Here is a 22,473-nt window from a genome sequence, read left to right on the forward strand (position 1 = left end):
AAAGAAGTTTCCTTAGAAACTTCTTTTTAACTTTAAGCTTTTCATTTTACATTTTTATCCATATAAAATTAAACTTGAATATAAATTATAAATAATCAATATTCAATTTAACCAAGTATATTAATCAACATTACTTCCTGAAATTTCAATATTAATTTAAACAATTCAATAACAATTCGAACTAGGCGATTCAAAAACAGCCAATTATTTTATGGTAAATTTATTTCTTTTTTTTACTTTAGAAATTTATAAAATGAAAGTATTCAAATTTAATCCTATTACTCTATCAGTCTATTTGTTATTAGCTGCATCTCTTACAGCATGTGGAGGTGGCTCATCTGATTCTAGTTCCAGCCCAGCTTCATTCACTTCCAACACAGCATCAGCAATCACCTGTGTCAATGGCATTCCCAAGAACTTAAAAACACAAGGAACAGGTATTTTTGATGACGAGTGGTTTTCTTTAGAAGAAGGTGATGATCGTGAAGAAGCTGCTGCCGTTTTTTATTCGAATAAAATCATCGATGGTATCTTGTATCAAAATACAACTAATTTAATTAAAGGATCTGCTGTTAACAATGACACAGCCTATTTAGATGATTATGTTTTAACACCAAATACATTTACGACTGCTTTCCAATACAAAAAAACAAGCTCTGGCTTACCCATTGGCTATGCTATTTCACAAAGCGAAAATACATTACAACTGAATCGCTTTAATGACACATGTAGTATTCACTCCGAACAACAAATTAATCAGCGTCTTAAGAAAATTGATATTTCAAATAAAACCATCAGTGACTTATTCAAATATTATGAATTCCCTCAAACAACTAAAACTGAGCGTTATATCAGTTCAGGAGTTGTTTATAACCTAGAAAGTACAAATAAAGATGCGTTAAAGAAATTACTCAATGATCAGACCAAATTTCCACAAGGTTCAATACTAAGTTATGTAGATCAACAAATTTCTACAGTTCCAGAAATTTTCTTTTCAAAATCTGACCAAACTGATTTTCGAGACTTAGAACAATTCAAAAAAGGGACTGACATCCCTAAAGGCTATCGTTGGAAAGATGATAAATTTGCTAATTACAACGTAACCTATCCTGTCGACTCATCAACAGGAAAACGTATTACATTTACAGATGCCTACACTGGTGTACAACTTGATGGGAAAATCTATGCAGCTTATCTCATTGCAGAAGGTGATCTAGCTCAAGATCCAAAGCGTCTACCAGATGAAAGTATGGATATGTCTGAAACCTATTTCAACAAGGCTGCGGTACAGACTATGGCAGATGCACTCAATCGTGTACTTTAAGCTTTAGCATTTAAAACAAAAAACCTCGCTAGCGAGGTTTTTTTATTGAGTAAAACTTTGATTATTACTGTTCAGATAACAAAGCGACTTGTTGTACGTAATTCACAAATTTAAGCTTAGATGCAGCAAGATCTTCTTCACTGACCTGCTGTTTCATATCTCGATGAATACGTAATACATGCTGACGTAAGGTGTGACGTTCAGATGCATTAAACACCTTACTAAACTCATTGATAACGGGATCACCCTGGTCAATCATACGATCGACCCAACGCATTAATTGCATTTGCTTTTTAGCACCTTGTTGAGGTGTTAAATAAGATAAAATGATAGTTTCATCTTCATTTCGCAATAGTTTACCGATACGTAAAAATTGACGACGGCGTGCTTCATGCGCACTAATATTTTGTATCTCAAGTAAAGCATCAATGAGACGCTCATCAACAGGAAGTTTCTGAATCTGTTTTTTATTTAGTTGAGCCAATTGCTCACCTAAAGCTGCCATTCGTTGCACAGCTTTTTTTTGCTCAGTCCTACTCGCACGTCCTTCTAATGACTCAAAATCTTCATCGGTATAACGTTGGGTACCACGTGCCACTATTACTCTGCCTCGTAAAATTTTGCTGCGAACAGCGTTTGAATTTCTTCTAGTGCTTTGTCTTCATCAGCACCATCAATTACCAATCTCAATGTAGTGCCTTTACCAGCACCCAACATCAACAATGACATAATATTTTTTGCATCAACTAATTTATCGCCCTTACCAATTTGGATAGAAGAACGAAACTTGGTCGTCACCTCAATGAGTTTACCAGATGCGCGTGCATGTAAGCCGAGTTTATTAATTACATCAATTGTTGTGTCTATCATGACCAGTGCTTCATTTCTCTATGTAAGATTTGGACAGCCCATTTTGCCTCAAGGGCTTGTTTGAGTCTATCTACGATATAAACCGAACGATGTTGCCCGCCTGTACACCCAACAGAAATAGTCATGTAATGGCGGTGCCCTTCTGCAAAAGCAGGCAACCACTTGTCTAGAAAAGTATAAATATCTTCAAACATATCACTAGTTTGTTGACTACCTTCTAAAAAGCGGCGTACAGGTTCATCTAAACCTGAAAAACGGCGTAATTCTAAATCCCAATGTGGATTTGGTAAATGTCGTACGTCAAAAACATAATCTGCGTCCAACGGAATACCATGCTTATAACCAAAGGACTGTAAAATGACGATTAAATTATCTGACTGTCCAAGCTTAGACAATAAAATATGTTTTAAATCATGAACACTTTTATCGGTCGTATCAATATGTACTGTTGAACGGAATTGTATCGGAATGAGTAATTGCTTCTCCTCTTGGATACATTGCAGCAAACTATTGAAACGACTGGCCAAAGGATGCGGTCGACGTGATGCGCTAAAACGTGCAATTAAGTCCTGATCCTGAGTGGTCAGGTAGATCACATCGACCGAACCATGTCTTTTTAATTGCTCAAAAACATGATCAAACTCTTGCATATCCGCACGGGTGCTTCGAATATCCACCCCAAGTGCGAGTTGCTCCAGATTATTCTCATGATCTAACTTCGCCACAATTTCAGGCAATAACGCCAAAGGTAAGTTATCTATACAATAATAGCCCAAGTCTTCAAGTACTTGTAATGCCGAGGATTTTCCTGAACCGGATTGACCTGTAACGATAAGAATACGCTTCATGGCGTTTTTACCTTCATTTTTTATGTTTTAAAATCGATTTGCAAATTATCAATCAAACGTGTTGAACCCAGCTTCGCTGCAATAAATAACACCAAGTTTTGGTCAAATTGCTGAATCGGTTGCAAGTTGGTTTGACGAGCCTCCACATAATCCACAACAAAACCTGCCTGTGTCAATTGAGTAGAGATATTTTCTAACACTTGTGTAAGTGCCTGTCCTTCATGCAACTGCTGTTCAGCCTGTTTGAGCAATTGGTAAATTGTTGGTGCAACTGCGCGTTGCTGCTCCGTCAAATACCCATTCCGTGAACTTAAAGCCAAACCATCTTCAGCACGGACAATTGGCACACCAATCACTTCTAGTGGCATATTCAAGTCTTGTACCAACTGACGAATCACAGCCAGTTGCTGATAGTCCTTCTGACCAAAGAAGGCATAGTCTGGTTGTACAATATTGAATAACTTGGTTACAACAACCGCAACACCATCAAAGTGACCAGGGCGAGATTTACCACAGAGATCATCGGTAATTTGACCCACACTAATATTAGTCAAACGCGGATGGGTACCATACATTTGCTCAACCGAAGGTGCAAAAATGATATCGCAACCAACATCTGCCAATAAGCGACTGTCTTGTTCTAAAGTACGTGGATAACTGTCAAAATCTTCACCCGCACCAAATTGAATTGGGTTGACGAAAATACTCACCACGACCACATCACAAAGTTTTTTTGCTTCGCGCACCAAGGTCAAATGACCTTCATGCAAATTCCCCATGGTTGGTACAAAACCAATTAATTTCTTTGAACTACGCGTAGGTGCAAGTGACGCAGTTAAGCCTTGTATAGTTGTTTCAGTTTTCATGAATTAAAGCTCAACTTGGAAAGTATGTTCCTTGGCAGGAAAAGACTGATCTTGAACTGCGGCATGGTACGATTTAAATGCATCCACAATTGCAGTTTCACCCGCTTGCTCTTTCATAAAGTTACGAACAAAACGTGCTACACGGCCAAAGGTTAAGCCAAGCATGTCTTGTACAACAAGGACCTGACCATCAGTTTCATTCCCTGCACCAATTCCAATCACAGGTGTATTTGGGAATAATTCAGCAATTTCTTTACCGAGCTGAGCAGGGACACATTCAAGTAATAAAACCGCTGCACCTGCGTCAACCACAGCTTGGCAATCTGCAATCAGTTGATCTGCCGCTTCACGTGTTCTAGCCTGAAGTTTATAACCACCAAACACATGTACCGACTGTGGTGTCAAACCTAAATGTACACACACAGGGATACCATTGCGAGTCAACACCGTAACCAACTCACTTAACCATGCACCACCTTCGATCTTGACCATTTGCGCACCGACTTGCATCACAGTCTTGGCATTCTTCAAACCATCTTCAAGTGTTGCATAACTCATAAATGGTAGATCAGTCATGATTAAGGCATGTGAGTTACCACGACGTACAGCTGCGGTATGGTAAGCCATATCTTCGACAGTGACAGGAAGTGTAGAGTCTCTGCCTTGAATCGCCATACCTAGAGAGTCACCGATTAAAATCGTATCAATTTCAGCCAATTCCATAGCTTTAGCCATACTTGCATCGTAGCAAGTAAGACATGAGAACTTGCGTCCTTCGGCTTTAAACTTTCTTAAGTCACTTAGACTAATCATGATGATGTCCTCTACAGGCGTTTCCAGAACGAAACAGTCTTAAGCGGTTGCCCAAGACTGGTCTGCTATTACAGTCAAGTTTGCTTGCTGTACCAGTTCTAAATCTTTTAAAAAATGACCATTCAATTGTAAATGAGCATCTAAATCTAATAAGGGAATGATCACAAAATCACGTTGTAAAAGACCAATGTGTGGCACGGTCAAACGTTCATTTTGAATCTGCTCTTGACCATAGATCAGTAAATCCAGATCAAGCGTACGCTCTCCCCAACGTCGTAACCGGACACGTCCAGACTCTTGCTCAAATTGTTGTAATTGATCAAGTAAAGCAAGCGGTGCAAGTGTGGTATCTAGTTGAACGACAGCATTTAAATAGTTGGGTTGATCTTGTGGGCCCATCGGTGGACTTTGATAGAGTCGAGATACTGTGACAGGACCTAAACCCGCTAACTTCGCAACAGCTTCACTCAGAATCTGTTGCGAATCACCTAAGTTACTACCAAGACCAATATAGGTACGAATGGTCATTGTGTCGGTCCGAAAACAACATGGCTTAAATCGCGTTGTACACGTTTACGCTTGAGAATCGGATGATCAGCATTGATTTGACCTGAAGTCGAAGATGCTTTTTCAATAAAACGAGTCGCTGATTCATCGACTCTAACACGCTCTTTTTTACCTCGACGACTTCTCGGCTCAGGTACATTGACCAAAGGCTCGATTTCAGTTGTCTTCGGTTCATCCACCTCAACTGCCACCTTACGGCGTGTCTTACTACGTTGACGGTTGTATTGACGAATTGCAGCTTCTTTCTGGTCTGTGGTCATTTCTTGGTAAGCTTCCCACCAAATACCCATCCCCTCAGTACTGCTATCACCCGCTTTTTCACGCAATAACAAAAAGTCGAATCCTGCACGGAAACGTGCATGTCCTGCCAAGGCTTCAATCTGCTGTGGTTTAGGATTCAACAAACGCGTTTGCATTTCCCAAACTTCACGAATAAAAGTTTCAGCAAAACGAGGGATGATGGTTCGTGTTGCTTGACGCTTAAGCACATCCAAACCTGCTTGTGCACGTGCTTCCGCTGGCACAACGCCTTTGTTCAGATAGAACTCACAGCGTTCCAAGAAAGGTTTCCATAACAACACCGCATAGAAAAATGCAGGATTAATGGTTTTACCAATTTGAATTCGTTGATCCGTATTTCGTGCTGCGCGCTCAATAAATGCAGTAAGATTTGGTGGAATTTCAGCAAAGAGTTGTTTCCAAACACCAAACTCAATCAACATCGGCAGAACACGCGTCAGATGTCCCATAGTAAATAGTTTTTGCGATTCGTCATATAAACGATGTGGCGAGACATCACGCAATAATTGCGTCATCTCAACATCAAAAACATCAAGAATGGATTGATCAATCTGGAAGTTTAATTTTGCAGCAAAGCGCAAAGCGCGCAACATCCGCACAGGATCTTCTTCAAAACGCTGTGCAGGTTCGCCGAGGAAACGTAAAGTTCGCGTATTGATATCATCTACCGCATGGCAGAAATCAAGAACGATGCCTTTACGCGGTTGGTAATATAATGTGTTGATCGAAAAATCTCGACGAGCAAAGTCTTGCTCAATCGTTCCCCAGTTATTATCACGAAGAATCATACCAGATGCACTGGTGACTGCTTTTTTCGGTGGGGCGCGAAATGTCGCAACTTCAATCAGTTCGCGACCAGAATATACATGTGCTAACTCAAAACGTCGTCCGATAATTCGGCAACGTCGACCAAAAACCTCTTTCACTTGAGCTGGTGTAGCATTAGTAACCGCGTCAAAATCCTTTGGATTAAGACCTAACATCATATCTCGAACACCGCCACCCACAATATATGCCTCGTAGCCTGCTTTCGTCAGACTATCAATCACATCTAAAATTGAGGAAGGAAGTTGAGTTGTGGACAAACCACATTTTGACGCACGCAAAGTTTGCAAAAGACACTGTCTCCTACGTCAGGACGTAAATAACAATTTGTCGCTAATCATAGCTCTAACACACACAAAGGGCAATTTATTCTGTTGGAAGTTTCAACAGTTCAGTCTATCTAATCAATCCGATTTTTACATTCTCAAGTTTACAACATGAGCTTGCTCTTATTTTTTTCAAGTAGTTTTGGCCCAATCCCTTTGATATTCATTAATTCATCGATGCTTTTAAAACCACCATTTTTTTGCCGATATTCCATAATCGCCTGTGCCTTTTTTTCACCAACACCACTGAGCGTCTGTAACTGCTGTAAGCTCGCTTGATTTAAGCTAATTTTACCGCCTTGAATATTTACAGATGATGAAACTTGATTAGAATTTTGCTGTTGTGTGGGACGAGCTAAATAATAATTATTGTCAGACTGTTTAGCCAATTGCTGATCACGTGCCTGTTGCTGTGCCTTCCACTGCTGATAAGATTGATCAAATTGCTGTGCGTGGAGGTGTGTAACACCTCCCAAGCAGAGAATAAAGCCTATAAAAAATTTAAGTTTGCTGCGCAGATGCGGCAACTTCATTGTCTTTCTCCTGAGATTTTAATTGTTGTTTGGCTTGCTCCCAGAGTTCGTCCATTTCTGCCAAACTCATATTTTGCAAGTCTTTCTGTTGATGTTGAGCTTGTTGTTCAATAAAAGCAAAACGGCTTCTAAATTTATGAATTGTTGCCAGTAGTGCAGTCTCACTCGACAGCCCCAACTTTCGCCCAACATTGATTAAAGAAAATAAACAATCACCAAACTCTTCTTGAATATGATCAACATCTTGGCTTGTTATCGCCTGTTGTAATTCTTCTAACTCTTCATCTAATTTGGCATAAGCATCATCCACACTTTCAAAATCAAAGCCTAACTGAGCTGCTTTGTTCTGAATTTCATGTGACTGAACCAAAGCTGGTGCATGTTTAATCTCATCTAGCCTTGACTGTATCTTACCTTGTTTTTCTTGCTGTTTGATTTGTTTCCATAACTCACCGACCTGCTCAAAATCCAAATTTTGATATTTTTCAGCCTGAAATACATGCGGATGACGACGAATTAATTTTTCACAAATGGCTTCTACCACATCCTGAAAGTTAAATAATCCTTTTTCATCAAACATTTGAGATTGAAAAACCACTTGTAACAATAAATCGCCGAGTTCATTGCGGATGTCATCGATCTCCCCTGAGCGAATTGCAGCCTCAACCTCATACGCCTCCTCAATGGCATAACGGGTTAAACTTTCAGGTGTTTGCTGTTGATCCCATGGACATTTTTGTCTTAATTCTTGCATGATTGCCAATAACTTTTCCATGGTGATCTCCAAAACTAGGTTAGCCAAATTGTTGCAGCTTGAACAAGCTTATGCGTAATATACACGCACGCAAAAATTATCAATATAAAGCAAGGGAACGCAATGCAATATAGTGTTTTTATAAGTGGGGCTGCACAAGGAATTGGTGCTGAAATCGCACGTTTATTTCACCAAAAAGGCTTTAAAGTCGGCATCTATGATATCAACGAAGAACAAGCTCAGATCTTAGCAGAACAACTGGGAGATAATGCCAAAGCAGGCTACCTCGATGTCAGCAATCACCGTCAATGGCAGATCGCACTACAGGAGTTTAAGAATTGGGCAGGTGAACTGAATATCTTGATCAATAATGCAGGGATTCTCTATTCTGGAGCATTTGAGAACACCTCGATTCAATCACATCATCGCACCATTGATATTAACGTTAAGGGTGTTCTCAATGGCTGTCACACAGCCTTAGCATATCTACAACAAGCCAGCTTTGCGCGAGTGATTAACCTGTCCTCAGCCTCAGCCATTTATGGTCAAGCCGATCTTGCCTCGTATTCAGCCAGTAAGTTTGCTGTTCGTGGTTTAACAGAAGCCTTGGATGTGGAATGGCAAAAATATAATATTCGTGTCTTAGACGTCATGCCGCTATTTGTACAAACCAATATGGTGAAAGACATGGATGCAGGCAGCATTCAAAATATTGGTGTGGATTTAACCCCTGCCGATGTCGCAAAACAAGTGCTGCATTTGGCACAACAAAAAGATCACGCCTTAATCCCAACTCATACACCTGTGGGGATAAAAACCAAACTGATGTATCAGTTATCGAGCATTAGTCCGCAATTCTTAAACCGACTCACAAATATCTTTTTAGCTAAACGTTAGATATAAAAAAAGCTGCATCGAAATGCAGCTTTTTTTATTTTATTGTCTAGCTTCCTTGAACCAAACGTCTAGCACTGATAATCCCTGGTTGCTGCTCTAGACGAGCTAATAAACGAGACAGTTGTGCCAAACCTTTGACTTCAATCAACAACTTCATATTGGCAATACCATCTGCCTCAGAAATGGTATTGACCTGACGAATATTGATTTGGTCTGAGAAAATCACCTGCGTCAGATCTTTGAGTAAACCACGACGATCATAAGCTTCCACCACGATCTGCACACTCTGTCCGCGTGTTGGTTGCATTTCCCAATCGGCTTCAACAGCACGTTCAGGCTCTTGGGTGGTCATCCGTAAGTAATCTGGGCAAGCAATTTTGTGAATGCTGACACCACGATTCAAAGTAATATAACCGCCAATCGACTCACCATGCACAGGCTGACAACATTGCGCAATATGCAGTTCAACATTATCCAACCCATCAATCAGAATCCCATGTGCCGATAAAGTATGACTAGCACGCGGGTTTAAGGCAGGTTTTAATACCAGCTCTGGTTCGTCCTGATCCAAGTGCATCTGACGATTCACTTGATTCATCAAGGCATGCAGACTGATATCACCGCTGACCAAGGCAACCAAAATATCATCACCAGATTTCAGGTTAAAATGTGATGAATAATCTTTCAGATCAATACTTTTTGGGTGAATTGCTAAACGGGCTAACTCTTTATTGAGTAACTCACGCCCAACTTCAACATTCTTACTGCGATCTTGCTGTCTAAACCAATGACGTAGCTTGTCACGCGCACGTGCGGTCTTGATATAACCCAAGGAGTTCACCAACCAGTCACGGTTCGGTTCACGATCTTTCTTGGTTAAAATCTCAACCTGCTCACCTGTCTTTAAAGTATAGGTTAAAGGCACATAACGTTGGTTGACACGTGCCGCATAGCACTTGTTCCCTACTTCGGTATGTACATGGTACGCAAAGTCTAAAACAGTTGAACCACGTGGTAATTCTTTGATATCCCCGTCACGGCTAAACACATAGATCTTTTCAAAATTCTCAAAATCTTGAATTTGATCAATACCATTCGATTCTTCATCTTCACCATGCGGTGTGGTTTCAGTACGCTCTTGATAATGCTCAAGCACAGCACGTAATGAATGTAACCGATCATTAAAGGAATGATCGGTATTCTTGGCACCTTCTTTATAGTTAAAGTGCGAGCACACACCCAATTCCGCTTCGTTATGCATCTCAAAGGTACGAATTTGTACTTCCAGAGACTTATTCTCAGCAATCACAGCGGTATGCAATGAACGATAACCATTGGCTTTCGGATTGGTAACATAGTCATCAAACTGGTTCGGAATATGCCGCCATATCTGATGTACGATGCCCAAAGCGTGATAACAATCTGGGACACTTTTCACCAATACACGCACTGCGCGAATATCGTAAAGCTGATCGAAGCTTAGATTTTTGCTTTTCATTTTTCGATAAATCGAATAAATGTGCTTCACACGCCCTGTGATTTCAGCCTGAATATCATAGGCCGCCAGTTCAGTTTTCAATTTATCGATGACAAACTGAATATACTGCTCACGCTCCAAACGCTTCTCATTGAGTAAAGAAGCAATCTCTTTATAGCGTTCTGGGGCTAAATAACGAAAGGCGAGATCTTCCAATTCCCACTTGAGCTGGGCAATCCCTAAACGATGCGCCAATGGTGAATAAATGGTAAGAATTTCACGTGCTACACGTTCCTGACGCTCTTTACTTGCGGTTGCCAATTCACGCAGTGCATAGGTTCGCTCTGCCAGTTTGATCAATACAACCCGCACGTCTTCCGTCACAGAAATCAACATTTTGTAAATGCCGTTTAAGTGTTCACGCTGGTTATTATTAAAGTGATCTTCTAAACGTTTGTTCTTTTCAATCAACTCAGACAGTTTACCCATCGCAAGTGTGCCTTTCACCAGACCCAAAACCTGCTCGCCAAACTGTTGTTGAATATCCTCTAAGGTAATCAAACCTTCACGTACACTACGATATAACACTGCCGCTGAAAGCGTGTCTTCATCGACATGTAAATGGGCCAAAATATCCGCCATACCAATCCCTGTACTAAAGGTATTGATACGATGATTTCCCGTCGCTTGTAACTCTTTTGCTAAGGTCAGCTCCGCAACCTGTTGAAGTTGCTTCAGCTCTGCCCCATCCAAAATACCACGCACTCGATCTAGCCAAGAGACTAGACTACTTTGCGCTTCAGCGGCATGTTCTACAGTCGCTTCCTCAGACAGCTCTTGAAGCCGTCCAGGTAACTGCTCACGTACTGTGACCATACCTTTCTCCTCTGGATATGTAACTCATTTTTTAATCGTTTATCTCTTCGATTTTTTCAAGCCGCTCAACTTTTTCAAACAGGGCAATCGATTCAACATGTTCAGTATGCGTAAACATGTCCATGACCGCAGCTTTCTTCAGTTGATAGCCATATTGTGCCAGTACACCTGCATCCCTTGCCAGTGTTGATGGGTTACATGAAACATAAACGATTCTTTTCGCTCCAAAATTTGGTACATATTGCATGACTTCAAACGCACCCGATCTTGGAGGATCAATTAATAATGCATCAAATCCTTGTTTCGCCCAAGAATGATGCGAAAAGTCTTTTGTTAAATCTTGTGAAAAGAACACCGTCTGAGACAAATGATTTGCTTGCGCATTCTCAGTTGCCCTACGAACCATCTCATCACTCGCTTCAACACCGACCACTTGACCTGCCTCACCCACACAACGTGCAATCGGGAGTGAAAAATTACCTAGCCCACAGAATAGGTCAAGTACTCTTTCCCCTTTCTGTAATTGAAGCAATTCACATGCCAAGTGAATCATCTGCGCATTTACACCACTGTTGACTTGGGTAAAGTCTAAGGGCGAAAAGGCAAATTTGACTGCAAAATCATCCAAACTGTAATGCAAACGCATTTCGGCTTGTGAATCATCTACGCGATGTAAACTATCCGCCCCTTTTGGTTGCAAATACAATTGCCATCCTTTGAGTAACGTAAATTGACGTAATTGGTTGACATCCGACACATTTAATTCATCTAAGTGACGAATTAACAATGCAACCTCGCTGTCTCCCATGGCCAATTCTATATGACCAATGTGGGCTTTGCCTGTAAGACTTTCGAGTAGTTTTTTAAGTTCTGGTAAACTTTCGGATAAGGTTTGATCAAGCACTTTACACTGCTGTACTGCAGTTAAATGATTACTATGATGCTCACGGAAACCCATTACCAATCGGTTTTGCTTGGCAATATAACGTACCCCAATTCGGGCACGACGACGATAATCTGGCTTAACCGAACGAATCGGATCGAGCCATTGTTCAGGCTGTAACCCTGCAAAATGTTGTAAATGAGATTTTAAAACATTCTGTTTTAATAGAATCTGTTCATCAGGATGAATATGTTGCAGACTACAACCACCACACACCCCAAAATGTGGACAAATAGGATCAACTCGCCCCTCAGCGGCCTCACTTTCTAGCTTGACCATGTCCGCTTCTTCTAAGCGTGAAGTTTGATTGGTAATCTTGGCCTGCACCGTTTCACCAACAAGGGCATAACGGATAAAAACTTTCTTGCCGTGTTTTTCTTTAGGATGATCTGGATGCGTTCCATAGTGCGCAATGCCTCGCCCCTCATGAGAAAATGCCTCGATTTGAAAGGTATAGCTTGGATATTGCGTTGGACGTTGTTTCGCTTTGTGTTTCAAAAGATGAACCTAATTTTTTGGCGCAAAAGTATCTGCGGTGAATACAGTATATTGCGATGTTTGCTGCCATACCTGTAAAAAATCTGTTTGTTGCGTTTGCGTTTGTAAATAATCAATGGTGGATTGCAGTAAATATTGGTGATCCTGTTGATTCAACTGGCCTTTTAATAATAACCAGCGAAGATAGACCAACCATGTATTCAACACATCACCTTCACAATAGCTTGTCAATTGTAACCATTGTTTGTTACGGACATATTCAGGCACATGATACCCTGCTTCTCCGCGCTTGCCAGGAAAACCGAGTAAACAAGCCATATCATCCAATTTCTGGAAATTACGACCATTAAACATTGCCATCACATCCATCAGGTCAACATGACGATGGTGGTAACGGTTTTGATAGTTGTTAAAGCGCTTTTGCTGATCGATTTCACCTTGATCAAACAAGCTCGGTGCAGACAAACCATGATACATGGCACGAAATAAAATGACAGGCAAATCAAATTGCGAACCATTCCAACTAACGAGTGTTGGTTGTTTCTTATCAAAGATCGATAAGAATTTTGACAACATTTCAGCTTCGCTATGCTGTTCCTGACTAAATGAAAACAGGCGATAGCCTTTTTCATCAATCCATAAGCCAGAAATACAGACAATTTCATGCAAAGGCAGACGTTGAAAATCCATCCCCGACTCTTGGCGACGAATTTTGGTGAGCGCCTGCTCTACATCTGCTTCAGGTAAATCAAGGTGATAAAGATGTGCACCAGACTTTAAATCGGTCAGGGTCTCAATATCAAAAACTAAAATTGGGAACCGTAAATTCATCTTAACATCTCTTCAAATCCCTCCCAACCTCCCTTTTATAAAGGGAGGAATCCCCCTTCTTTTAAAAAGAGGTGAGGAGCGGCTATAGCTCCGTAAAGGAGATTCTAATCTTGTACTGAGAACAATCCTGTGGATAAGTAGCGATCACCGCGATCACAGATAATGCAGACAATCACCGCATCAGGATTTTCTTCAGCAATTTTAATCGATGCCCAAACCGCACCACCTGAAGATGTCCCCGCACTAATACCTTCCGTACGTGCCAGTTTACGCATGGTTTTTTCTGCTTCAATCTGTGGAATATCGATAATACGGTCTACACGACTGCGATCAAAAATCGTCGGCAAATATTCTTCAGGCCAACGGCGAATCCCAGCAATGCTTGAACCATCAGAAGGTTGTAAGCCGACAATCTGAATATCAGGATTTTGTTCTTTCAAATATTTAGAGACGCCCATAATCGTCCCGGTGGTACCCATTGAGCTGACAAAATGGGTAATCTTGCCACCTGTTTGCTTCCAGATTTCTGGACCTGTGGTCAGGTAATGTGCCTCGACATTATCAGGATTACCAAACTGATTCAGTACAAAGCCTTTGCCTTCCGCCTGCATTTGTAAAGCAAGGTCACGGGCGCCTTCCATACCTTGCTGCTGAGTAACTTCAATCAACTCGGCACCATAGGCTAACATTGCATCTTTACGTTCCTGACTCATGTTGTTTGGCATGATCAGTTTCATTTTATAGCCGCGCATTGCTGCAACCATCGCCAAAGCAATACCTGTGTTACCACTGGTCGCTTCGATCAAGGTATCACCCGGTTGAATTTGTCCACGCTTTTCCGCTTGCACAATCATGTTATAAGCTGGACGGTCTTTTACCGAACCTGCAGGGTTATTGCCTTCTAATTTTGCTAATACCGTGGCTTGGGTATGACACGCTAAACGCTGCAAACGCACCAAAGGGGTTTTACCGACATAGTAATCCAGTAAAAAATCATCTGCTAAAAAATCAGTTTGCGTATTCGTCATGATCGACACCGATATCAAGGTGGCGCCTATTGTATGAAAAAAATAGAGATACTGCACCTTTTCACTATGCTTTTTATTGGCAAGCAGATGTCCTTGATTTTCACAAAGCGTGCTAAGATGTTGCGCAGAATGATAAATCTGACCGTACTATGTCAAATTTCAATAAGACCATATCGAAACGCTTACGCCTCAATCATGCTTATGGGCAATTGATTGCACTGATTTTGGTGCCGATTGCCATTTTGACAGGCGTTGGAATTCTTTGGGTTTTATCCGAAACCACCAGCTCCGCAAAATCACAACAACGTTCGGATGCTTCTGCTATTTTGGCGCGCTACCACCAAACCGCAAATGATTTATTACGCTTGGTACAAGAACAGCCTGATCAATATGATCGCGCCCAAAACATCATGCAGAAAATGTTTGATGAAAAAAATTTACAGCGTGCCGTTCTGATTGATAACCGTGGTCAGACTTATTTAAGCGTTGGCTATCAAAACAATCGCTTTTGGCCGAATTTTCCAGAAAACAGTAATTTCTTTGGCCCAATTTCGCATAATCACAACAGCATTTATGGTTCGAAACTCGACAGTGGCGACCCAAATTCTGTTTGGTTGATGATTGAATTAGATAATCAACCGCTAGAATTGGCCCGTTATAAAATTCTGCTGTCCTTGGTCGTGACTGGACTGATCACCATACTGATTCTACTGTTCTGTTTAAATGTATTCTCTCGTCGCTGGCTCGCGCCATTGTATGAAATCCGCATGCAAATGCAACGCCTTAATGCCGATACCCTCGATCAGCATATTGTGGTGAATAGTACCGGTGAACTGCGTTTACTACAGCGTGATATCGCCAATGTGGTGAAGCGTCTGCACTTTAGTTTCCTAGAATTAAAAGAACATACCGAGCAAACCGAAGAAGATTTACGTCGAACACTCGATACATTAGAAGTCCAGAACATTACCTACCGCCAAGCACGTGACCAAGCGATTTCATCCAATCAATCGAAGTCGGTTTTTTTGGCCAACATCAGCCATGAACTCAGAACACCGCTGAACAGTATTGATGGCTTTATTCACTTATTATTACGTCAGCAAAACCTAAGCAATGAGCAAAACCTCTACCTGCAAACCATCCGAAAATCATCGGCACATCTGTTGGCACTGATCAATGACGTGTTGGATTTCTCTAAAATTGATGCAGGTAAACTCGAGCTTGAAACGGCACCCTTTGACCTTGAAGAAGCCATTTTTGATGTAATGGATATGCTCTCGCCTTTGGCGGCACAAAAGCATATCAATATGGCCTTCTACTATGCAGAGAATATTCCAAAACATGTGGTCGGTGATGCACTACGCTTTAAACAGATTCTGACCAATCTGATTTCCAATGCGATCAAGTTCACCCCTGATGGGGAAATCATTGTTCGCGTGCGCATGGAAGATGATGAGATCGGACAATGCCTACTGCACTTTAGTGTACAAGACAGCGGTATTGGCCTAAGTGGTACAGATCGTAAAAAGTTATTTGAATCGTTCTCTCAGGGCGATGCATCGGTGACACGTCAATTCGGTGGCACAGGGCTTGGTCTGGCCATTTCCAAACAGTTGGTGCATTTGATGCATGGTCAGATTGGCTTTGAAGATAACCAAGAGCGTGCTCCAACCGAAAAAGGCTCAACCTTCTGGTTCACGGCTTCATTTAAAGTTGAGGAGCAAGATGAGTTTGTGGAGCATCCACGTTTCGAGCATTTGCAAGTGGTTTCTTATCTTGCCCACCCAGCAACGGCCAGCGTATTGCGTTCATACCTCGAAAATTACCATGTCTCACATATTGAGACCCAATCGATTCTGGATTTATTCAGCCGTTTGAATCATCTGAATCAACAAGAAAATACGTGGCTGATTGTCGATCATAGCGGTGATACCGAAGCCTTACTCAAAGAGATTCGTCAGCGTTATCATGGTAACTTGGCTGTTTATGGTTATCAGATGAGTCTTGAGCCAAACATGCTCAATGAGTATCGTGCTCGCCCACTCTATCAACCGTTAAGTCGTCGTGAGTTGGTACAGCTACTCGGCAATGAGCCTGTTTTTGAGCAAGAACCAGAAGACTTTAATGGTCAAGGTTTACACATCTTGGCTGTAGATGATCACCTACCTAACTTGATTGTACTTGAGGCCTTACTCGGTGAGCTCAATGTCACCACCACCAAAGCCTTAAGTGGACAAAAGGCCATCGACATTATTCAAGAGCGAATAGAACAAAAATCGCCACCGTTTGATTTGGTATTTATGGACATTCAAATGCCAGTGATGTCAGGGATTGATACCACTCGCGCCATTCGCTCATTGGAATCAACACTTGATAACGGGATGCAACTGCCAATTATTGCCCTCACAGCACATGCTTTGGCGGATGAAAAGCAGAAACTGCTCAAAGTTGGTATGAATGATTATGTAACCAAGCCAATTCAGATGGAGCAAATCATTCAAATTCTGACGCATTGGACCAAAAATAATTTCAGTGCCCAACCTGCGAGCATTGAACCTAAGCGACCAATTGAATCAATTGACCCTCAAATCCTGAATTGGCAACAAAGCGTGCAACTTGCAGCCAACAAAGAAGATCTGGCGCAAGATTTATTAAATATGCTGGTGGATAGTTTTGATACGGAATTGGCGGAAATGCAGCAACTGATTGAGATGGAAGACTTTCCACAATTGGAGCATGTCCTACATCGTCTTTATGGCGCAACCCGTTATGTTGGAACCCCAAATTTACAGCAAGTCTCAGGTGAGTTTGAACAATTTGTCTCGACCTTACGCAAAGAACGCCGTAAAGCAGATGATGTGTTTATTCGTGAAACCACCCATCGTTTCAATGAACTTAGCACAGCGATTGAACAAGTGAGACAAGCTGCTAACTTAATCCTACATGCCCACGACTCCTAACGCAGCAAGTTGGGATATTGGATAATCAATGATTAAAATACGGGCAGTCCTTTTTGTGACTGGCCTGTCATGTTTCAACCTAAAGACTCATGCTATGCTGCCTCATCAAACACAATAAGAGTAAGGCAGATGGCACTTTTACGCGTTGAAAAGAACAATGGAATCGCAACAGTTTCCTTAAACCGCCCAGATAAACGTAATGCAATGAGCTTTGCCTTACTCAAAGAGCTGGTGGCAACTGCAAAAAAAATTGAAAAAGATCGTTCAATCCGCTGTGTCATTCTCACTGGTGAAGCACAAGTCTTTAGTGCAGGCATCGACCTTTCTGATTTAAACAACCCTAAAAACACCGCATTTGCCGCATGGGAACTAATCAAACCAGGTCAAAGCTTATTCCAAAAAGCATTCTTGATCTGGCAAAACCTACCAATCCCAGTCATCGCAGCAATTGAAGGTTATTGCTTTGGTGCAGGCATGCAACTGGCTCTGGCAGCAGATATCCGTATCGCGACGCCAAATACGCAAATGTCAATTATGGAAAGTCGCTGGGGTCTTGTACCCGATATGGGACTGACACGCTCATTAAAAGGTCTCATTGGTGTTGATTTGGCTAAAGAATTGACCTTAACTGCACGTATCTTTGATGCTGAATACGCCAAAGAAATTGGTTTAGTGACACATTTGGATGCTAATCCATTAGCCAAAGCAAACAGCATTGCCGAAGAAATTTTACAACGTTCACCTGATGCAATTATGGCAGCCAAGCGTGTTTTGGATGCGATGGAACACCAACCTGAAAAAGCATTACGCTTAGAAAAACTTTGGCAATTAAAACTAATTTTAGGTAAAAACAGCAGCCTGGCACGTAAAAAAGACAAAAATCCAGAAGTTCAATTTTTACCGCGCCAATATAAATAATCACGACTTGAGTACATTCACATGCATGCGAATCAAAAAACACCAATCGCTTTTTTAGGTATGGGTTTAATGGGCACACGTATGGCCAGCCGACTATTGCAAGCAGGTTATCCTGTGGCGGTCTGGAACCGTAGCCCACTTGCATGTGAACCTTTGCAGCAACAAGGTGCTTCATTATTAGTACTAAATGATATCGCAAGCTATCCTGTTATTTTGACCTGTTTAGCTGACGATCAAGCGGTGCAAAGTGTTTTCTCGCAAATTCAACCCTATTTAAAAACTGAGCAGATCATCGTTGATTTCTCGAGCTTATCGGTGTCTGCGACGCAACAATTGGCTCAATCTGCGCAACAACAACAGGTCACATGGATTGACTCCCCTGTATCAGGCGGAACTATGGGAGCTGAACAAGGTACATTGGTTATTTTTGCTGGTGGAGATGCTGCAACTATTCAACAGCTCACTCCAATTTACAATGTCTTGTCACAGCGCGTTACCCGTATGGGAGAGTCAGGCACGGGGCAGGCCACCAAGATTTGTAATCAATTGATTGTTGCAGCCAACAGCACACTGATCGCCGAAGCCGTTGCCCTTGCAGAGCAAGCAGGTGTAGATACAAGTTTACTTGCTCCTGCACTCGCAGGTGGTTTTGCTGATTCTAAACCCTTTCAAATCCTTGCACCGCGTATGGCAACTCATACTTTTGAGCCAGTACAATGGAAAGTGCAAACCTTATCAAAAGATTTAAACAATGCGTTACATCTAGCGCAAAGTTTTAACTTAAAGATACCTGTGGCACAAAAAGCCTTATTACAGTTACAAGCTCACCAAGAAAATGGCTTTGCCGATAAGGATTTAGCGACTATTATTCAATATATAGAACAATAATTATTGATTCGGGGAGTCTGAAAATGAGCCATCTTGCAGTCAATTTATCCATGATCTTTACTGAAGTCCCTTTAATTGAGCGTTTTGCCTTAGCGCAAGCTCACGGTTTTCAGCATGTGGAAATTCAATTTCCTTATGAACTCGACATTATTGATATTCGAACCCAACTTGAACAATATAATTTATCTCTCTGCCTGATTAATGTTCCTGCGGGCGATTTAATGCAAGGCGGCAATGGGCTTGCAGGTATACCTGGTCGTGAAGTCGAATTTCACCAAGCACTTGAACTCGCCATTACCTATGCCAATGCATTAAATGTTCCACGTGTGAATATTCTGGCAGGTAAACAGCCTCTTGATGCAGATCTACTCCCCTGTCTTAACACCCTATCCAACAATCTAAAACTGGCTTGTCATATGTTAACTGAACAAGGTATTGAACCTGTTTTTGAAATGATTAATGGCAACGATATGCCACGTTTCTTAGTTCAAAATATTGCTCAAGCACAAGAAATGCTGGAAGCCATCAACCACCCTGCCCTGAAAATGCAATATGACTGTTACCACATGGCAATGATGGGTGAAGATGTTTTGGCAGGTTTACAGGAAAACTTGCATCAAATTGGACATATCCAATTTGCCGACTGTCCAGGCCGCCACGAACCAGATACGGGAAATATCCCCTATAAACAAATCTTTGACTGGTTACTACAAAGTGACTATCGAGGTCTCATTGCAGCGGAATACAGACCAAAAACTCAGTCAGATCAATCTTTTGCATGGAAAAAGAAGTACTTTTCCAATGATGTGAATACATAAACTGTTACTGCTAAAATTTGAACTTTTTAGAGAAAAACGGTATATTTGAAAATGAGCAATTGTCAGGAAAATATACCCTCTATGAATTTAGAACCATCGCCCAGCGCTTCTAATTCTCACGACCTAAAAATCAAAACAGCGAACAAAGATGTACAAGCGTGCCTAAACGTTGTACATGAAGCTCTCACTGATGTAAAAGCCAAAGATATTCTTGAACTTGACGTAAGTACGATCAGTAATGTTGCCGATGCAATTGTGATTGCAAGCGGTACATCGACTCGTCATGTTAAAGCCCTTGCAGATAATGTTGCTGATGAAGCACGTAAAGCAGGTTTCCGCCCAATCGGTGTCGAAGGTGAACGCGATGCTGAATGGATCTTAATCGACCTCGGTTTCGTTGTGGTACATGTAATGCTACCAACCGCGCGTAAGTTCTACGACTTAGAAAGCCTATGGCGTGCGCCCGAATCTGTAGCGTAAATCTCTTCAAAAAAAGCGACCGAATAGGTCGCTTTTTTATATGGGATATGTAAGCAAAGAGATGGCGCTAAATACGGGCATAGCACAAGCTGATTTAACCCTAAATTTCCGACCATTCGTTGTAAAATATAATCGTAATGCTAGTATTAAATCTTCTCTTCAAGTACAGCTAGAATAAGATGAAAGATTCAGCCGCATGGATTGAAACACTCAATAAAATTACAGGATTAGCTTAATCAGGTTTGCACTACAGCAAAGATGTGTACGATAAAGAGCGTTATGAGCAATTACTTGATCATGTCCGCACCTTGATTGAATTAAAAGAAATTGATACCACTCTTTTTATCCCCAATGTACTACAAGATATTGGCTATGCAACACCTAAAATCGATGTGCGCGCTGTTGTCTTTAAGGACGATAAACTTCTATTAGCCAAAGAGACACAGGATGGCTTATGGTCTATTCCTGGTGGTTGGGCAGATGTTGGATATTCCGCTGCAGAAAATGCTGAAAAAGAAGTCCTTGAAGAAACTGGGTTAGAGGTGAAGGCCGTTAGACTCCTCGCACTCACAGATCGTAGAAAGCACCCTCACCCCGCCATGTTCTTGCACGTGTATAAAGCCTTTTTTTGGTGTGAACTGATTGGTGGTGAACTCAAGCCAAGCATCGAAACCTCAGAGGTGGCTTTCTTTGGCAAGGATGAATTACCTCCAATTTCAACAGCACGTGTTACCGAAGCACAAATCCATCAATTTTTTGAGTTATTACAAGGATTACCTGAGAATACTTATTTCGACTAATGCTCAATTCTAAAATCCATCAACAAGCATAATCCCCAAGGAAAACATCTTTGCCATCTAAGGACGAGCAAATGCCAGTCATCTCCCATCTTTAAATTTGACATGACAAATTGTCAAAATTGCAGCACTATACAGATTCTTGCAATCCCACCAATAAATAGCATAACTGGAGTACAGGAAGTGAAAATACTGATTACAGGTGCCAATACAGGCATTGGTTTTGCCACAGCAGAGCAGTTGGTCAAACAAGGGCAACACGTGATTCTAGCTTGCCGAAACCCACAGAAAGCACAACAAGCACAAAACAAATTACAGGCGCTCGATCAAGGGCAAATCGATCTCATCTCCCTCGACCTAAACAGCCTTGAATTGACTCGAAAAGCAGCTGATGAAATTGCAGATCGCTATGGCAATCTGGATGTGTTGATCAACAATGCAGGCTTATTTGCCAAAACCAAACAACTGACTGCCGATGGATTTGAGCAACAGTTTGGCGTCAACTATCTCGGTCATTTTTTATTGACTCAAAAACTGCTGCCTGCTTTAAAACAATCGCCTCAAGCACGTATTGTCCATTTGGCATCGATTGCACATTGGGTAGGCTCAATAAAATCCAATAAATTCCGTGCAGAAGGTTTTTATAATCCGCTGTTTTATTATGGGCAATCGAAACTTGCAAATTTACTGTTCAGTAATGCATTAGCAGAACAATTAGCGGGTAGCTCAATCACCAACAACGCTCTGCATCCAGGTGGTGTCGCTTCTGATATTTATCGTGACCTACCAAAACCTGTCTATGCAGCGATGAAATTAGGTCTAGTTCCAACTTCCGTTCCTGCAAATCTGATCAGCAAAATGGCGATTGGTGATGAATGGGCAAACCGTAATGGAGAATATGTCAGCGCGCACATGCCTGACTGGAAATCTTCACATGCCAAAAATCAGCAACTGGCACGCAACCTTTATCAGCAATCCCTAGGTCTGGTCGAAAAATTTCTTTAAAAAATAAGCCAAATAAAAAAGCCACCCGAAG

Annotated in this window: 21 protein-coding genes and 1 pseudogene; 9 read left to right on the plus strand and 13 right to left on the minus strand. The window is 41.5% G+C overall.

Annotated elements, in window-relative coordinates; genetic code table 11:
- The first annotated feature begins 253 nt into the window (after nucleotides 1–253).
- A complete protein-coding gene (locus F3J02_RS17035) occupies nucleotides 254–1,324 on the plus strand; it encodes a hypothetical protein (protein ID WP_167251185.1) in 1,071 nt (356 codons plus the stop codon).
- Nucleotides 1,325–1,388: 64 nt separating this feature from the next.
- Here the strand turns inward: F3J02_RS17035 and yjgA are convergent, their stop codons facing one another.
- The 9 genes from yjgA to mazG form a co-directional block, all read right to left on the minus strand.
- Nucleotides 1,389–1,922, minus strand: coding sequence for a ribosome biogenesis factor YjgA (yjgA, locus tag F3J02_RS17040; protein ID WP_167251187.1), 534 nt, complete (start codon nucleotides 1,920–1,922; stop codon nucleotides 1,389–1,391).
- A gap of 2 nt (nucleotides 1,923–1,924) precedes the next feature.
- Entirely contained in the window at nucleotides 1,925–2,194 is a 270-nt protein-coding gene (locus tag F3J02_RS17045; RefSeq protein WP_004637957.1) for an HPr family phosphocarrier protein, read from the minus strand.
- The gene (rapZ, locus tag F3J02_RS17050) at nucleotides 2,191–3,042 is read right to left on the minus strand and encodes an RNase adapter RapZ (protein WP_167251189.1); all 852 of its coding nucleotides are present in this window, start codon (nucleotides 3,040–3,042) and stop codon (nucleotides 2,191–2,193) included. The genes F3J02_RS17045 and rapZ overlap by 4 nt, the downstream gene beginning before the upstream one ends.
- 20 nt (nucleotides 3,043–3,062) lie before the next feature.
- A complete protein-coding gene (panC, locus tag F3J02_RS17055) occupies nucleotides 3,063–3,908 on the minus strand; it encodes a pantoate--beta-alanine ligase (protein WP_167251191.1) in 846 nt (281 codons plus the stop codon).
- A 3-nt stretch (nucleotides 3,909–3,911) separates the two neighbouring features.
- Nucleotides 3,912–4,721 (minus strand): 3-methyl-2-oxobutanoate hydroxymethyltransferase, encoded by an 810-nt coding sequence (panB, locus tag F3J02_RS17060; RefSeq protein ID WP_005184787.1) that lies wholly within the window; start codon nucleotides 4,719–4,721, stop codon nucleotides 3,912–3,914.
- 39 nt (nucleotides 4,722–4,760) lie between these two features.
- The gene (folK, locus tag F3J02_RS17065; protein ID WP_167251193.1) at nucleotides 4,761–5,249 is read right to left on the minus strand and encodes a 2-amino-4-hydroxy-6-hydroxymethyldihydropteridine diphosphokinase; all 489 of its coding nucleotides are present in this window, start codon (nucleotides 5,247–5,249) and stop codon (nucleotides 4,761–4,763) included.
- Nucleotides 5,246–6,703, minus strand: coding sequence for a polynucleotide adenylyltransferase PcnB (gene pcnB / locus F3J02_RS17070; RefSeq protein ID WP_167251195.1), 1,458 nt, complete (start codon nucleotides 6,701–6,703; stop codon nucleotides 5,246–5,248). Before pcnB ends, folK begins: the two co-directional genes overlap by 4 nt.
- A 140-nt stretch (nucleotides 6,704–6,843) precedes the next feature.
- Nucleotides 6,844–7,272 carry a ComEA family DNA-binding protein gene (locus tag F3J02_RS17075; RefSeq protein WP_167251197.1) on the minus strand — a complete coding sequence of 143 codons (429 nt, stop codon included), beginning with the start codon at nucleotides 7,270–7,272 and terminating at the stop codon, nucleotides 6,844–6,846.
- Complete coding sequence (gene mazG, locus F3J02_RS17080; RefSeq protein ID WP_167251199.1) at nucleotides 7,241–8,047, minus strand: nucleoside triphosphate pyrophosphohydrolase; 807 nt, start codon at nucleotides 8,045–8,047, stop codon at nucleotides 7,241–7,243. The genes F3J02_RS17075 and mazG overlap by 32 nt, the downstream gene beginning before the upstream one ends.
- A gap of 102 nt (nucleotides 8,048–8,149) precedes the next feature.
- On the opposite strand from mazG, the gene F3J02_RS17085 reads away from it, so the two are divergent.
- On the plus strand, nucleotides 8,150–8,923 hold the full coding sequence (locus F3J02_RS17085; RefSeq protein ID WP_167251201.1) for an SDR family oxidoreductase: 774 nt from the start codon (nucleotides 8,150–8,152) through the stop codon (nucleotides 8,921–8,923).
- A gap of 46 nt (nucleotides 8,924–8,969) precedes the next feature.
- On the opposite strand, the gene F3J02_RS17090 is transcribed toward F3J02_RS17085, so the two are convergent.
- From F3J02_RS17090 to cysM, 4 genes are all read right to left on the minus strand, one after another.
- On the minus strand, nucleotides 8,970–11,276 hold the full coding sequence (locus F3J02_RS17090; protein ID WP_167251203.1) for a RelA/SpoT family protein: 2,307 nt from the start codon (nucleotides 11,274–11,276) through the stop codon (nucleotides 8,970–8,972).
- 31 nt (nucleotides 11,277–11,307) lie between these two features.
- On the minus strand, nucleotides 11,308–12,717 hold the full coding sequence (gene rlmD / locus F3J02_RS17095) for a 23S rRNA (uracil(1939)-C(5))-methyltransferase RlmD (RefSeq protein WP_167251205.1): 1,410 nt from the start codon (nucleotides 12,715–12,717) through the stop codon (nucleotides 11,308–11,310).
- 9 nt (nucleotides 12,718–12,726) lie between these two features.
- Nucleotides 12,727–13,548 carry a 3'-5' exonuclease gene (locus tag F3J02_RS17100; protein ID WP_167251207.1) on the minus strand — a complete coding sequence of 274 codons (822 nt, stop codon included), beginning with the start codon at nucleotides 13,546–13,548 and terminating at the stop codon, nucleotides 12,727–12,729.
- Between the two features lie 104 nt (nucleotides 13,549–13,652).
- Nucleotides 13,653–14,576, minus strand: a complete 924-nt coding sequence (gene cysM / locus F3J02_RS17105) for a cysteine synthase CysM (protein ID WP_005184808.1) — start codon at nucleotides 14,574–14,576, stop codon at nucleotides 13,653–13,655.
- Nucleotides 14,577–14,725: 149 nt separating this feature from the next.
- Here cysM and F3J02_RS17110 point away from each other — a divergent pair, with 149 nt between their 5' ends.
- The 7 genes and pseudogenes from F3J02_RS17110 (at nucleotide 14,726) to F3J02_RS17140 (ending at nucleotide 22,442) form a co-directional block, all read left to right on the plus strand.
- Nucleotides 14,726–17,536, plus strand: coding sequence for an ATP-binding protein (locus tag F3J02_RS17110; protein ID WP_167251209.1), 2,811 nt, complete (start codon nucleotides 14,726–14,728; stop codon nucleotides 17,534–17,536).
- A 129-nt stretch (nucleotides 17,537–17,665) separates the two neighbouring features.
- Nucleotides 17,666–18,454, plus strand: coding sequence for a crotonase/enoyl-CoA hydratase family protein (locus F3J02_RS17115; RefSeq protein ID WP_167251211.1), 789 nt, complete (start codon nucleotides 17,666–17,668; stop codon nucleotides 18,452–18,454).
- Between the two features lie 21 nt (nucleotides 18,455–18,475).
- On the plus strand, nucleotides 18,476–19,342 hold the full coding sequence (locus tag F3J02_RS17120; protein ID WP_167251213.1) for an NAD(P)-dependent oxidoreductase: 867 nt from the start codon (nucleotides 18,476–18,478) through the stop codon (nucleotides 19,340–19,342).
- 23 nt (nucleotides 19,343–19,365) lie between these two features.
- On the plus strand, nucleotides 19,366–20,160 hold the full coding sequence (locus F3J02_RS17125) for a hydroxypyruvate isomerase family protein (RefSeq protein ID WP_167251215.1): 795 nt from the start codon (nucleotides 19,366–19,368) through the stop codon (nucleotides 20,158–20,160).
- Nucleotides 20,161–20,241: 81 nt separating this feature from the next.
- The gene (rsfS, locus tag F3J02_RS17130) at nucleotides 20,242–20,640 is read left to right on the plus strand and encodes a ribosome silencing factor (RefSeq protein WP_004655709.1); all 399 of its coding nucleotides are present in this window, start codon (nucleotides 20,242–20,244) and stop codon (nucleotides 20,638–20,640) included.
- A 179-nt stretch (nucleotides 20,641–20,819) separates the two neighbouring features.
- A pseudogene (locus tag F3J02_RS17135) lies at nucleotides 20,820–21,440 on the plus strand (NUDIX hydrolase N-terminal domain-containing protein).
- A 180-nt stretch (nucleotides 21,441–21,620) separates the two neighbouring features.
- Entirely contained in the window at nucleotides 21,621–22,442 is an 822-nt protein-coding gene (locus tag F3J02_RS17140) for an SDR family NAD(P)-dependent oxidoreductase (RefSeq protein WP_167251217.1), read from the plus strand.
- Nucleotides 22,443–22,473 lie beyond the last annotated feature (31 nt).

The sequence above is a fragment of the Acinetobacter sp. Tr-809 genome, from assembly GCF_011753255.1.
Taxonomy (GTDB): Bacteria; Pseudomonadota; Gammaproteobacteria; order Pseudomonadales; family Moraxellaceae; genus Acinetobacter.